At 57.0% G+C, this 14,289-nt stretch carries 9 protein-coding genes; 6 read left to right on the top strand and 3 right to left on the bottom strand.

The genetic code is table 11. The features are described from left to right. Positions 1 to 18: 18 nt before the first annotated feature. From bcsG to bcsE, 3 genes are read right to left on the bottom strand one after another with little or no spacing between them, the layout of a single operon-like run. The gene (bcsG, locus tag RS584_RS22135; RefSeq protein ID WP_045907588.1) at positions 19 to 1,698 is read right to left on the bottom strand and encodes a cellulose biosynthesis protein BcsG; all 1,680 of its coding nucleotides are present in this window, start codon (positions 1,696 to 1,698) and stop codon (positions 19 to 21) included. Further along, positions 1,691 to 1,885 carry a cellulose biosynthesis protein BcsF gene (gene bcsF / locus RS584_RS22130; RefSeq protein WP_006808586.1) on the bottom strand — a complete coding sequence of 65 codons (195 nt, stop codon included), beginning with the start codon at positions 1,883 to 1,885 and terminating at the stop codon, positions 1,691 to 1,693. The genes bcsG and bcsF overlap by 8 nt, the downstream gene beginning before the upstream one ends. Continuing rightward, a complete protein-coding gene (bcsE, locus tag RS584_RS22125; protein ID WP_315748643.1) occupies positions 1,882 to 3,444 on the bottom strand; it encodes a cellulose biosynthesis c-di-GMP-binding protein BcsE in 1,563 nt (520 codons plus the stop codon). Before bcsE ends, bcsF begins: the two co-directional genes overlap by 4 nt. 173 nt (positions 3,445 to 3,617) lie before the next feature. On the opposite strand from bcsE, the gene bcsR reads away from it, so the two are divergent. Genes bcsR through bcsC form a run of 6 tightly spaced genes read left to right on the top strand, consistent with a single transcriptional unit; the run spans position 3,618 to position 14,193 of the window. Then, the gene (bcsR, locus tag RS584_RS22120; protein ID WP_003861175.1) at positions 3,618 to 3,806 is read left to right on the top strand and encodes a cellulose biosynthesis protein BcsR; all 189 of its coding nucleotides are present in this window, start codon (positions 3,618 to 3,620) and stop codon (positions 3,804 to 3,806) included. An 11-nt stretch (positions 3,807 to 3,817) separates the two neighbouring features. After that, positions 3,818 to 4,570, top strand: a complete 753-nt coding sequence (gene bcsQ / locus RS584_RS22115; protein WP_003861177.1) for a cellulose biosynthesis protein BcsQ — start codon at positions 3,818 to 3,820, stop codon at positions 4,568 to 4,570. Continuing rightward, positions 4,567 to 7,182, top strand: a complete 2,616-nt coding sequence (bcsA, locus tag RS584_RS22110) for a UDP-forming cellulose synthase catalytic subunit (protein WP_023295581.1) — start codon at positions 4,567 to 4,569, stop codon at positions 7,180 to 7,182. The genes bcsQ and bcsA overlap by 4 nt, the downstream gene beginning before the upstream one ends. Before the next feature lie 10 nt (positions 7,183 to 7,192). Next, entirely contained in the window at positions 7,193 to 9,616 is a 2,424-nt protein-coding gene (gene bcsB, locus RS584_RS22105; protein WP_071591748.1) for a cellulose biosynthesis cyclic di-GMP-binding regulatory protein BcsB, read from the top strand. A 6-nt stretch (positions 9,617 to 9,622) separates the two neighbouring features. Beyond that, positions 9,623 to 10,729: a cellulose synthase complex periplasmic endoglucanase BcsZ gene (bcsZ, locus tag RS584_RS22100; protein WP_017384189.1), complete on the top strand. Its 1,107-nt coding sequence runs from the start codon at positions 9,623 to 9,625 to the stop codon at positions 10,727 to 10,729. Beyond that, positions 10,711 to 14,193, top strand: a complete 3,483-nt coding sequence (gene bcsC / locus RS584_RS22095) for a cellulose synthase complex outer membrane protein BcsC (RefSeq protein ID WP_315748642.1) — start codon at positions 10,711 to 10,713, stop codon at positions 14,191 to 14,193. Before bcsZ ends, bcsC begins: the two co-directional genes overlap by 19 nt. The last annotated feature ends 96 nt before the right edge of the window (positions 14,194 to 14,289 follow it).

Here is a 14,289-nt window from a genome sequence, read left to right as displayed (position 1 = left end):
AGAGGGTGTAGCAGGTCATCACTGCGGATACGGCACCCAATCCCCGGCATTCAGTCGGACATAAGGCTTATTCTGATACTGGATCACCACCGCATTGGCGTTTTCCGATACCTCCGCCGTCTGCGGCAGCCCGCTGGTGAGCTGATCCCAGTTCACGCTATCTTCCACAAACAGCTTACCGTCTACAGCGCGAGCAACCAGTTCCGAGATAGCCAGATAGCTGCTTGGCTGGGTGATTTCAATGGGCGCTCCCTGATGCGGCGCCTTCATGCCAAAGAACTTAATCCCGGCCGGAACGTTAGTGATGGACGGGCTTGGGATATCGCGCAGACCAGACACCTGCATCCTGTCGCCTTTCAGCGCCCCTCCGTGTTCTGGTACCACCACCACCATCACTTTGCGACCTGATTTTTCCAGCTCGTTGAAGAACGCGTTCAGCTCGTCAAAGAACTTCTGAGCACGGGCCTTATAATCGGCCGTTTTACTCACGCCGGGATAATGGTTCCCGTCGTGCAGCGGCAGCGTGTTATAGAACGTCGCACTACGTGTCCTTTCCTCTTTGCCGACGGTATCTAACCAGCGCTGAAGCACGGCGGTATCGTCATACACCGGCGAGCCATCAAAGCCCAGCAACGTTACCGGCAGCCCTTTCTGGTCCATCAGCGGGGCCTGCATGCCACCCTGTTCACGCACTTCTTTCAGGAAGTTACCGAACTGACCGTTATGGCCCATCATCAGGTGCTGGGTAAAGCCCAGTTTTGCGAGGTTATCAAACAGATAACACTGGTTAGCTGCCGGCTGGTAGAGGTTCTTATGCGAAGGCTGTCCGCAGCTGGCGCGCAGCAGGCGGATAGCCGCCGGGCCGCTGTACGACGTGGCCGAGTTGAAGTCCTTAAACTGAATATCGAAATGCGACCACAGCGGGTGCGACATCAAACCAGCCGCGTCAACGTCAGCCCAGGACAGAGAACAGATGTTAATGACCAGCAGCTCAAACGGCTGAGCATCGGCAGGCAGCGCGTCCGGGAATTTCGTCTGACGCTTATCTTCCGCAGCGTAAAAACTGGAGAGCCACGCGTTCAGGTTAGTGGATGTCGGCGGTGCAGTCTGCGCAGGAATATCCCCAACCACAGGCGTATCCCCTGCTGTCGCAACGGTCGCGGCGGCGGAACCGCCCGTGGTGGTCACGGTTGTCGTCGGCTGACCGGCTGGCCACAGCGAGAAGCTCGGGCCCGTCAGCGTCAGGACGTTAAGCCAGATCATAATCGCGACGACAAACACCGTCACCCGGATCCACTGAGACAGGAACAGCCAGGCGACCAGCAGGACAAATACCGCGCCAATCATCTGCCAGTTAATAAAGCGCTCAACCAGATCGAGCATATAGTCCGCACTGAAACCTGCGACCTGGGAGCCCTGGCTCATGATGCTTTCAGGGCCGGGCAGCCAGGTATCATGCCAGAACAGGGCGAAACCGATGGGGATAGCGACCCAGTGACGTATACGGTGCAGCCTGAGGTTCGGGATTGGCATCAGCAGGAATGCCATAAACACCAGGTTAAGCAGAGGGTGGAAATTAAGATAGCCTGCCCACAGCAGACCAAACTTCACCAGAAAGTAGAAATTCCAGCCGGACAGGCCGCGCCAGTATTGCCAGAGTGGCGAGGGCGCCGAAGAGGTATAGGTAGAATTAGTCATGTTTTCGGTTTGCCTTGACGTTCGGAGCGCGAGTCAGTGTTCCGGCGGGTTTAATATAGCGAGGTTTGACGAACAGTAATCTGACCGTATCGCGAATACGGCGCAGGGAATGGCGTGCATAGTAGCCAAGCGGCAAAAAAATCAGCGCGCACAGAACAACCAGTTGGATGATATCGCTGATATTCATAATGGCGCGCTCTCCTTGTTCTCATCCAGTAAGCGTAGCGGCTCAGGTACCCGTCGCCAGACATGCCCGTCATGTTTCGCGTTCAGAACCGGTTTTGCACTGCTTGTGACAGGCAACGGTTTGGTCCACTTTTCAGGTGGCAGGGCACGCATCTGGACAAGCTCAGCGGCGATCAGGTTATCTTCAAACCAGACCATGCGGTTCGAGAAGATATCCGCAGTAGGAAGCGGAAAGATATGGTTAAGCGCAGTATCCAGATCGTTCACCCGGCAGAAGGAGAGGAACAGTACCAGGCGGTTATCGCCAATGGTCATGATGTCCCCGATACGGTTAGGGCGGCACAGAGTGAGCGCCTGCTCAATACGAATACCCGGCACGGGGCGCAGGGCAACCATCACCCCTTTTCCATCTGCCGGTAACAGCGTATTGCTCATCATGTTGCCTACCGCATCGCAGAAGGTGTCCCATTTCTGGTAGCCGCGTAGTTTCATCGGCTGCGTCATTGAAAGCAGGGTGCTGATATCTTCCGGAACATGTCGATTAAACTGCTGGCCCTGGATGCTTTCGATCAGCGTCAGACAGCGCGACAGGGGAGCATTCCACGGAATGACCATATTCGCGCCGCAGCCCAGTAATAAGCGCTCATCGGTGGCGCGCAGGCTGGTATTATTTTCACGCACTACAATTTTTAACGCGCTGCCGCGCTGGCGACGTAATGTGTGAATGTGCCTTGCCAGCGTTTCGATTTGGTTATTCTGGATCAACGAGAAGATAATAGTCGCCGCCTGCGTGGTGCGCGCCTCATCAAATAAGGCTTCATTGGTATCGAACAGTGACCAGTGCTCAGACAGTGCAGGCGCACCTTCCAGTACCGCAATATGGCTCAGAACACGTTTTTCATCACTGCGTGGCTGAACTACCGTCTCTTCCTGTTGAGCAAGATGCCACTCATCCCCGACTTGTTTGAGGGTAAGTTGTTGTCGGGAGCTCACCCCTTTTTCATTGCACCAGAAAGCCACGTCGTAAAGATGGCTGTCGGTCTGGACCCGAATACTGGCCAGGCCATAGAGAGAACGGTATTCACTCATTAAAAGTGAAAAAAGCTTGTCATTATTACTGCCTGGGTTAACAACCAATAAGGTGCAATTTTGATTTTTTGCCCATCTGTTGATTCTTCCCAGCCATTTCAGAAGCTTTTCAGACGGTATATTTTGCAGGCCATCATTAGAGCATTTTAGAATCAGTAAATAGTGTTCAGGAACAATAGAACACTGAATATCGTGGGGTAAAAAGTATAGACTGTCAGCCTCCGCAGGCATGGAAAATAATCGTACTGTCTGGGGTCCACGGTCACTGTCGAGTCTGATGATTGACTTCGGCTCTTCGCCCATCGTAATGACGGCCACGCGGGAATCCTTCCCCTGCGCCGCTATCGTCTGGTTTACCAGACTGATGGCATCTTCATTACGATCCGTATTAACCCACCAGACTCCTCCGACTGGCATGTGGCGCAATTCGTCCCATAATGACTGGATGCCAATAGAAAATATGGAGTCCACGGTGTCCCTCTTTTCGTCGAATTTCTATGTCTCTCAGTTTACTAGCGAAAGCGTAGAAATAAACCTAACATTGAAATTAAAGAACATCAGATTTAGCATGTAAATGAAATTTAATGGCAGGACGCCTCGCTGCATCTGAATCTTATGATTTTACTCAAAGGGATGAAAAAAGAATGCAAAATAACGAACCCGCAACCCCAGTCGACTCAAGTCTGGGTTACACATTCCAGAACGATTTTTTGGCACTCACGCAGGCTTTTTCTTTGCCTGAAATAGATTACACCGATATTTCCCAGCGTGAACAGTTGGCGGCGGCTATTAAACGTTGGCCGTTATTAGCTGAGTTTGCCCAACAACAATAAGGAAGCCATTGATGGCTGTACTAGGATTACAGGGCGTCCGTGGTGGGGTGGGTACAACTTCCGTTACCGCGGCGCTGGCGTGGTCATTGCAGGTATTAGGTGAATCGGTACTGGTCATTGATGCCTGTTCCGATAATTTGCTGCGCATGTCATTCAATGTCGACTTTACGCATGCAAACGGCTGGGGACGCGCGCTTCTGGACGATAAAGACTGGCGGGATGCGGGTTTGCGTTATACCTCCCAGCTCGATTTGCTTCCCTTTGGTCAATTGACCGAAACCGAGCGCGGGAATGAAGCCGCGTACCAGCGCCTGTTCTCTCGCTTCATCACCGCATTGCAGAGCCTGAAAGAGAGCGGGCACTATCAGTGGATCCTACTGGACCTGCCGCACGGTGCCGCGTCGCTGACCCGCCAGCTGCTGGCGCAGTGCGACCATGTGCTCTCCATCGCGAACGTAGATGCGAATTGTCATATCCGTCTGCATCAGCAGCCGATGCCTGCCAATGCCCATATTCTGATCAATGATCTGCGCATTGGCAGCCAGATCCAGGACGATCTCTACCAGGTCTGGCTCCAGAGTCAGCGCCGCCTGTTGCCGATGGTGATCCATCGTGACGAAGCGATGGCGGAGTGCCTCGCGTCCAAACAACCTCTCGGGGAGTACCGTAGCGATTCACTGGCGGCGGAAGAGATCCTGACGCTGGCCAACTGGTGTCTGTTGCACTTTGCTAAACGGCCGGAGCCTGCCGGGAGTTCAGTATGAGCCGCCTGACTAACTGGCTGCTCATTCCGCCGGTCAGTTCGCGCTTAAGTGAACGCTACCGCCATTACCGTCATCACGGCGCCTCGTCGCTGAGCGCTGCGCTGGGCTGTTTGTGGATGATTCTGGCGTGGATGTTCATCCCCCTCGAACATCCCCGCTGGCAACGCATTCGTGCGCGCCACGGTGAACTCTATCCGCATATCAACCCTGACAAGCCGCGTCCGCTGGATCCCGCGCGCTACGCTATTCAGTCCATCTGGCTACTAACGACCTCAACGGGCGCGGAGAAAAAAACGTCCCGCTGGCGCAGCTTCGATCGTGTGCAGAACCTGCGTGAACACTACCACCAGTGGCTTGACCGGCTACCTGACCGGGTGGGCGACAAAACGGGTCATTTAGATAACCACAAAGAGCTCGGGCACCTACACCCGGGCTTGCGGCGTTTTATTCTCGGCGTGGTTGTGGTGTTCTCGCTGATTCTTGCGCTGGTCTGTATTACCCAGCCCTTCAACCCGCTGGCGCAGTTCACCTTCCTGATCCTGCTGTGGGGCGTGGCGCTGCTGGTGCGGCGCATACCAGGGCGTTTTTCTGCCCTGATGCTGATTGTGCTATCGCTGACCGTTTCCTGCCGCTACATCTGGTGGCGATATACCTCAACCCTGAACTGGGACGATCCGGTCAGCCTGGTGTGCGGCTTAGTCCTGCTGTTTGCTGAGACTTACGCCTGGATCGTGCTGGTGCTGGGTTACTTCCAGGTTATCTGGCCGCTAAATAGACAGCCGGTGCCGCTGCCAAAAGACACGACCCAGTGGCCTACGGTGGACCTCTTCGTGCCGACCTACAACGAAGACCTGTCGGTGGTAAAAAACACCATTTACGCCGCGCTGGGTATCGACTGGCCGAAGGATAAAATCAAAATCTGGATCCTCGATGACGGTGGCCGTGCCGAGTTCCGCCAGTTCGCGGACGAAGTGGGGGTAGAGTACATCGCCCGTACCACGCATGAACACGCGAAAGCCGGTAACATCAACAATGCGCTGAAATATGCCAAAGGGGAGTTCGTCTCTATTTTCGACTGCGACCACGTGCCAACGCGCTCGTTCCTGCAAATGACCATGGGCTGGTTCCTGAAGGAGAAAGAGCTGGCGATGATGCAGACGCCGCACCACTTCTTCTCGCCGGACCCGTTTGAACGTAACCTCGGCCGTTTTCGTAAAACCCCGAACGAGGGCACGCTGTTCTATGGACTCGTGCAGGACGGGAACGACATGTGGGACGCAACGTTCTTCTGCGGCTCCTGTGCGGTTATCCGCCGGAAACCGCTGGATGAAATTGGCGGGATCGCCGTCGAGACGGTCACGGAAGATGCGCACACCTCGCTGCGTCTGCACCGTCTTGGCTATACCTCCGCCTACATGCGTATTCCTCAGGCGGCGGGGCTGGCCACGGAATCCCTGTCGGCGCACATCGGCCAGCGTATTCGCTGGGCCCGCGGCATGGTGCAAATTTTCAGGCTCGATAACCCACTGATGGGTAAAGGGCTGAAGCTGGCGCAACGGCTGTGCTACGTCAACGCCATGTTCCACTTCCTGTCCGGTATTCCACGGCTTATCTTCCTCACTGCGCCGCTGGCGTTCCTGCTCCTTCACGCTTACATCATCTATGCGCCTGCGCTGATGATTGCCTTGTTCGTTCTGCCGCACATGATCCACGCCAGCCTGACGAACTCGAAGATTCAGGGGAAATATCGCCACTCCTTCTGGAGTGAAATTTACGAAACGGTGCTGGCCTGGTACATCGCGCCGCCAACCATGGTGGCGCTGATTAACCCGCATAAAGGGAAATTCAACGTCACCGCGAAGGGCGGGCTGGTGGAAGAGGAGTATGTCGACTGGGTGATCTCCCGGCCCTATATCTTCCTGGTGCTGCTGAATATTGTGGGCGTGATTGTTGGGATCTGGCGCTACTTCTACGGCCCGGAAAACGAAATTCTGACGGTCTTCGTGAGTATGGCGTGGGTGTTTTATAACCTGATTATCCTCGGTGGCGCGGTGGCGGTATCGGTGGAGAGCAAACAGGTTCGCCGCGCGCATCGCGTCGAAATCAGCATGCCAGCGGCCATTGCCCGCGACGATGGACATCTCTTCTCCTGTACCGTACATGACTTTTCGGATGGCGGTCTGGGTATCAAGATCAACGGTCAGGCGAAGGTGCTGGAGGGGCAGAAGGTCAACCTACTGCTTAAGCGCGGCCAGCAGGAGTATGTCTTCCCGACGCAGGTGGTGCGTGTGAGAGGAAATGAAGTGGGTCTGCAACTGATGCCGCTGACCAAAAAGCAACACATTGATTTTGTGCAGTGTACGTTTGCCCGCGCGGATACGTGGGCTCTCTGGCAGGACAGCTTCCCTGAGGATAAGCCTCTGGAAAGCCTGCTGGATATTCTTAAGCTGGGGTTCCGTGGCTATCGTCACCTTGCAGAATTTGCCCCGTCGTCGGTGAAATTAATTTTCCGGTCACTTACTTCACTGGTTTCCTGGGTCGTGTCGTTCATTCCGCGTCGACCTGAGCGAGATGAAGCGAAGCAGGCGGACCCGGTTATGGCTCAACAATGATGATAACGCGATGAAAACAAAACTTTCCTGGTTATGTGCAGTGGCAATGGGGATGAGTGCGCTCCCTGCAACAGTGGCTAACGCAGCGCCTGATAACGCAGCGGCCACGCCCGCGCCAACGGTGCCTGTCGTCGCGCAAGCGACCGATCCGGTTGTGACGGCCGCGCCGGGGCAGACGGAAAACGTCGTCCCGAATCAGCCGACGACGGGGAATACGCTGCCCGCCGACAACCCGGTGGTTGGGCAGGTCATGCCTGGCGTGCCGGGAGCCAGTGCGCCGGTGGTTGCTGAAAATACGCCGTCGCGTGACGTTAAGCTGACGTTCGCCCAGATCGCGCCTCCTCCGGGCAGCATGGTTCTGCGCGGCATCAACCCAAATGGCGGTATCGAATTCGGTATGCGCAGCGATGAAGTTGTGTCGAAAGCGATGCTCAACCTGGAATACACCCCATCGCCGTCGCTGTTGCCGGTGCAGTCCCAGCTTAAGGTCTATCTGAATGACGAGCTGATGGACGTCCTGCCCGTCACCAAAGAGCAACTCGGTAAGAAAACCCTGGCTCAGGTGCCGATTAATCCGCTGTTTATCACCGACTTTAACCGCGTGCGTCTGGAGTTTGTCGGCCACTACCGCGATGTCTGTGAAAACCCGGCCAGCAGCACCCTGTGGCTGGATGTCGGGCGTAACTCTTCGCTTCAGATGACCTATCAGCCGCTGGCGTTGAAAAACGATCTCTCCGCCTTCCCGGTGCCGTTCTTCGACCCGCGTGATAACCGTCCGCTGAACCTGCCGATGGTCTTTGCCGGCTCTCCCGATGTGACCGAACAGCTGGCGGCCTCTATCGTGGCATCCTGGTTTGGTTCCCGCTCCGGCTGGCGTGGTCAAAGTTTCCCGGTCATGTACGACAAAATGCCGGACAAAAATGCGATCGTGTTTGCCACCAACGCCAAACGTCCGGCTTTCCTGCGTGACCATCCGGAGGTGAAAGCGCCCACCATCGAGATGATCAGCCATCCGGACAATCCGTACGTGAAGCTGTTGGTGATCTTCGGCCGTGATGACAAAGATCTGGTGCAGGCGGCGAAAGGCATTGCGCAGGGGAATATCCTGTTCCGCGGTAACAGCGTTGTGGTGGACGAGGTGAAACCGCTGCTGGCACGTAAGCCTTATGATGCGCCGAACTGGGTACGTACCGACCGGGCCATCACCTTTGGCGAACTGAAAACCTATGAAGAGCAATTGCAGTCAACCGGGCTTGAACCTTCTCCTGTCAGCCTGTCGCTGAACCTGCCGCCGGATCTCTATCTGCTGCGCACCAACGGCATTGATATCAATCTGAACTACCGTTACACCGCGCCGGCGACCAAAGACAGCTCGCGCATGGATATCAGCCTCAACAATCAGTTCCTGCAATCGTTCAGCCTGACCAGCAGCCAGGAGACAAACCGGTTGATGCTTCGTCTGCCTGTATTACAGGGGCTGCTGGATGGCAAAACCGATGTGTCGATCCCGGCGCTGAAGCTCGGTGCGGTGAACCAGCTGCGGTTTAACTTCCAGTATATGAACCCCATGCCGGGTGGATCGGTGGAAAACTGTATTACCTTCCAGCCGGTGCAAAACCACGTGGTGATTGGCGATGATTCCACGATCGACTTCTCGAAGTATTACCACTTTATTGCGATGCCGGATCTGCGTGCCTTTGCTAACGCCAGCTTCCCGTTCAGCCGCATGGCAGACCTCTCTGAATCGATTGTCGTGATGCCAAAAGCGGCCAACGAAGGCCAGGTTACCACGCTGCTGGACACCATGGGCACCGTCGGGGCGCAAACCGGCTTGCCGGCGATCAACGTGACGGTGACGGATGACGGGAGCCAGATCCAGAACAAAGATGCCGATATCATGGTCATCGGCAACATTCCGGACAAGCTGAAAGACGAGAAGCGCGTCGATCTGCTGGTGCAGGCGGCTCAGTCGTGGGTTAACACGCCGCTGCGTCAGACCGAGTTCCCGAGCATCATGCCGGACAGCGGCGATCGTCAGGCCAATATCAGGACGACCGTAAGCTCAACGGGTCCGATGGCCGCGATTGTCGGCTTCCAGTCGCCGTATAACGACCAGCGCAGCGTTATCGCCCTGCTGGCGGACAGCCCGCGCGGGTATGAGCTACTCAACACGGCCATGAACGACAGCGGTAAACGGGCGGCAATGTTCGGTTCCGTCTCGGTGATCCGTGAGTCGGGGGTAAACAGCCTGCGCGTGGGGGATGTCTACTACGTCGGTCATCTGCCGTGGTTCGAACGCCTGTGGTACGCCCTGTCTAACCACCCGGTGCTGCTGGCCGTGCTGGCTGCGCTCAGCGTTGTACTGCTGGCGTGGGTACTGTGGCGTCTGCTGCGAATCATCAGCCGTCGTCGTCTTAACCCGGACCATGAGTAAGCGGTGATGAAAATCTTTCGCGGGTGTGTAGTCGCAGCGTTGATGCTGGCGGCGGCGAATCTTCACGCCGCCTGTCGCTGGCCTGCCTGGGAGACGTTCAAGCAGGATTATATGAGCGAAAGTGGACGCGTCATTGATCCCAGTGACGCGCGCAAAATCACCACCTCCGAAGGGCAAAGCTACGGACTGTTCTTTGCCCTCGCGGCAAACGATCGCAAGGCGTTCGATCTGCTGCTGGCATGGACGCGCGATAACCTTGCCGAGGGAGATTTAACCCAACATCTCCCGGCCTGGCTGTGGGGGAAAAAGGACGACGAAACCTGGGCGGTTATCGACCCTAACTCCGCGTCTGATGCCGATATCTGGATTGCCTGGTCGCTGCTGGAAGCCGGGCGGCTGTGGAAAAATCCCGATTACACGCGCACGGGTAAGGCGCTGTTGACGCGCATTGCCAGTGAGGAAGTGGTGAAGGTGCCGGGGCTGGGTTCTATGCTGCTGCCGGGTAAAGTCGGTTTTGCCGAAGAGAGTGTCTGGCGCTTCAACCCCAGCTACCTGCCGCCGCAGCTTGCGAGCTATTTCACCCGTTTTGGCGCGCCGTGGACGACGCTCCGTGAAACCAACCTGCGTCTGCTGCTGGAGACCGCGCCTAAAGGATTTTCCCCGAACTGGGTGAAATACCAGAAAAAGGGCGGCTGGCAGCTGTCGCAGGATGCATCCCTGATCGGCAGCTACGATGCGATTCGCGTCTATCTGTGGGTAGGGATGATGAACGATAACGATCCGCAGAAAGCCCGGCTACTGGCGCGTTTCAAGCCCATGGCGACCACCACAATCAAACAAGGCTTGCCGCCGGAGAAAGTGGACGTCGCGACCGGGAAACGCACCGGAGATGGGCCGGTAGGGTTTTCTGCCTCCCTCCTTCCGTTTTTACAAAACCGGGACGCGCAAGCGGTGCAACGCCAGCACGTCGCCGATCGTTTTCCCGATAACAATGCTTATTACAGCTACGTTCTGACCCTCTTTGGACAAGGGTGGGATCAGCATCGTTTTCGTTTCACCGTGCAAGGTGAATTACTACCGGACTGGGGCCAGGAATGCGCACGTTCACACTGAATCTACTCACCTTATCGCTTGGCCTGGCGCTAATGCCCCTGGCCCAGGCCGCCAACTCCCCGCAGCAGAGACAGCTGCTGGAACAGGTCCGTCTGGGGGAATCCACCCAGCGTGAGGATTTAGTGCGCCAGTCGCTCTATCGCCTTGAGCTGATCGACCCCAACAACCCGGACGTGATTGCCGCGCGCTTCCGCTACCTGTTACGACAGGGCGATACGGCGGGCGCGCAAAAAGAGCTGGATCGCCTGAAAGGAATGGCGCCCGATTCCAGTGCCTATCAGTCCTCCCGTACTACCATGCTGCTCTCCACGCCGGATGGTCGCCAGGCCCTCCAGCAGGCTCGCCTGCTTGCCACCACCGGGCACACCCAGGAAGCCATTGCCGCGTATGACAAACTGTTTGACGGTAAGCCGCCCAGTGGCGACATCGCGACGGAGTACTGGAACGTGGTGGCGAAAGAGCCAGCCCGCCGCAACCTGGCCATTAATCAGCTTAAGAAAATAAACGCCAGCAGTCCGGGCAACGTCCCGCTACAGTCCTCGCTGGCACAGCTTCTGTTCCAGAGCGGACGGCGTGATGAAGGGTTTGCGGTGTTACAGGAGATGGCCAAATCGAACAATGGCCGCAGTCAGGCGTCGGACATGTGGTACCAGCAGATCAAAGATCAGCCGGCCAGCAGCGCCAGCGTTACCGCGCTGCAACAATACCTGAGCGTGTTCAGCGATGGCGATAACGTGACGGCAGCGCGCGCCCAGCTTGAAGCGCAGCAAAAACAGCTCGCCGATCCGGCGTTCCGCGCCAAAGCCGAAGGGTTAGCCGCAGTGGATGCCGGGCAGGGCAGTAAAGCGGTAACGGAGTTGCAAAAAGCAGTCAGCGCTAACCACGCCGACAGTGAAGCCGTAGGCGCGCTGGGGCAGGCCTATTCTCAGAAAGGCGATCGCGCGCGTGCGGTTGCGCAGTTTGAAAAGGCGATCGCCCTCGATCCGCAGAGCGATAACCGGGGCAAATGGGACAGCCTGCTGAAGGTCAACCGATACTGGCTGCTGATCCAGCAGGGGGATAACGCCCTGAAAGCCAATAATACGGCCCAGGCCGAACGCTATTACCAGCAGGCGCGCAATATCGACAATACCGACAGCTACGCGGTTCTGGGCCTCGGTGATGCGGCGGCGGCGCGCAAAGATAATGACGCGGCCGAGCGCTATTACCGCCAGGCGTTGCGGATGGACAGCGGCAACAGCAACGCGGTACGCGGTCTCGCCAATATTTATCGTGCGCAGTCTCCGGAGAAGGCGACGCAGTTTATTCAGTCGCTCTCTGCCAGCCAGCGCCGCAGCATTGATGATATTGAACGTAGCCTGACGAACGAGCAGCTGTCAGCCCAGGCCGAACAGCTGGAAAGCGAGGGGAAATATGCGCAGGCCGCAGAAATTCAGCGCCGACGCCTTGCGCTTTCCCCGGGCGACGTGTGGATCACCTACCGACTGTCACGCGATCTGTATAGCGCGGGTCAGCGCAGCCAGGCGGATAACCTGATGCGTCAGCTGGCAAGCCAGAAACCGGGCGATCCGGATCAGGTTTACGCCAGCGGGCTGTACCTGTCCGGTAACGATCAGGATCGGGCGGCGCTGGCGCATCTGAACACGCTGCCGCGCGACAAGTGGAACGGCAACATTCAGGCGCTGGCGGACCGCCTGCAAAGTAACCAGGTGCTGGAAACCGCCAATCGCCTGCGCGACAGTGGAAAAGAGCAGGAGGCGGAAACGTTGCTTCGCCAGCAGCCTCCGTCCACCCGTATTGACCTGACGCTGGCGGACTGGGCTGAACAGCGTGGCGATCATGAGGCCGCGAAAACCGCCTACAACACCGTCCTGCAACGCGAACCGCAGAACGAAGACGCGATCCTCGGCCTGACCGAGGTCTATCTTGCCCAGGACAACAAGGACGCGGCGCGCGCGGCGCTGGCGAAACTGCCCGCGGCACAGAACGGCGAACCGCTCTCCATCAATATGCAGCGCCGGCTTGCCATGGCGCAGGCTGACCTGGGTGATCATGCCGCGGCAGAAAAGACCTTCAACGCCATTCTTGCGCAGGCCAAATCGCAGCCGCCTTCGATGGAAAGTGCGCTGGTGATGCGCGATGCCGCCCGTTTCCAGGCACAAAATGGTCAGCCTCAGCAGGCGCTGGACACCTGGAAAGATGCGATGGTCTCATCGGGCATCACAACGACCCGTCCGACCGATAACGACAGCTTTACGCGGCTCACGCGTAACGATGAGAAAGATGACTGGCTGAAGCGCGGCGTGCGCAGCGATGCAGGCGATCTTTATCGTCAGCAGGATCTGAACGTCACGCTGCAACACGACTACTGGGGCTCCAGCGGCACGGGAGGCTATTCCGACCTGAAAGCGCACACCACCATGCTCCAGGTTGATGCGCCGCTGTCGGACGGACGTATGTTCTTCCGTAGCGATCTGGTCAATATGAACGCCGGTTCCTTTGACACCGATAACGGAACCTACGATCCGACATGGGGTACCTGCGCCGAAACGCCATGTCACGGCAGCACGAACCAGTCGGCCAACGGCGCCAGCGTGGCCGTCGGCTGGCAGAACAAAACCTGGGCGTGGGATATCGGTACAACGCCGATGGGCTTCGACGTGGTCGATGTGGTGGGCAGCCTGAGCTATAGCAACGATTTAGGGCCGATTGGCTACACCCTGAACGCCCATCGCCGTCCGATTTCCAGCTCGGTGCTGGCCTTCGCCGGGCAAAAAGATCCCAATACCGACACCACCTGGGGCGGCGTGCGTGCCACCGGTGGCGGCGTGAGCATGAGCTACGACAAAGGCGAAGCTAACGGGATCTGGTCAAGCCTGAGTGCCGACAGCCTCACCGGGAAGAATGTCGAAGATAACTGGCGCGTCCGCTGGATGACCGGCTATTACTACAAGCTCATCAATCAGAACAACGAACGCCTGACGGTGGGCGTGTCCAACATGCTCTGGCATTACGATAAGGATTTAAGTGGCTATTCGCTGGGCCAGGGCGGTTACTACAGTCCCCAGGAGTATGTGTCGTTCGCCTTACCGGTGAACTGGCGTAAACGCACAGAGAACTGGTCATGGGAGCTGGGCGGCTCTGTCTCCTGGTCTCATTCAAAAACAAAAGATGTGATGCGTTATCCGTTACAGGGACTGATCCCGGACAATGAGCCAGGCCGTTATACCGATAAAGGTGTAATGGAAACCGGAAGTAGCTCGTCAGGCACGGGTTATACCGCAAGGGCGATTGTTGAACGCCGCGTGACGTCCAACTGGTTTGTCGGACTGGGCGTCGATATTCAGGAAGCAAAAGACTATACCCCGAGCCATGCGCTGCTCTACGTTCGGTATTCTGCCGCGGGCTGGCAGGGTGATATGGACTTACCACCGGAACCGCTGGTGCCTTATGCAGACTGGTGATCGGATTTTTTCTTAATCTAATTGTAAGTCTCTCTTAAAAGTGCAGCTATCGGGTATACTCGGGCGCACCAGGTTTACACCCTGGTGCGCCCTGCG

Source organism: Enterobacter sp. DTU_2021_1002640_1_SI_PRY_ASU_LCPMC_013, from assembly GCF_032389435.1.
Lineage (GTDB): Bacteria > Pseudomonadota > Gammaproteobacteria > Enterobacterales > Enterobacteriaceae > Enterobacter > Enterobacter hormaechei_C.
This window is presented reverse-complemented; position numbering and strand designations above follow the sequence as displayed.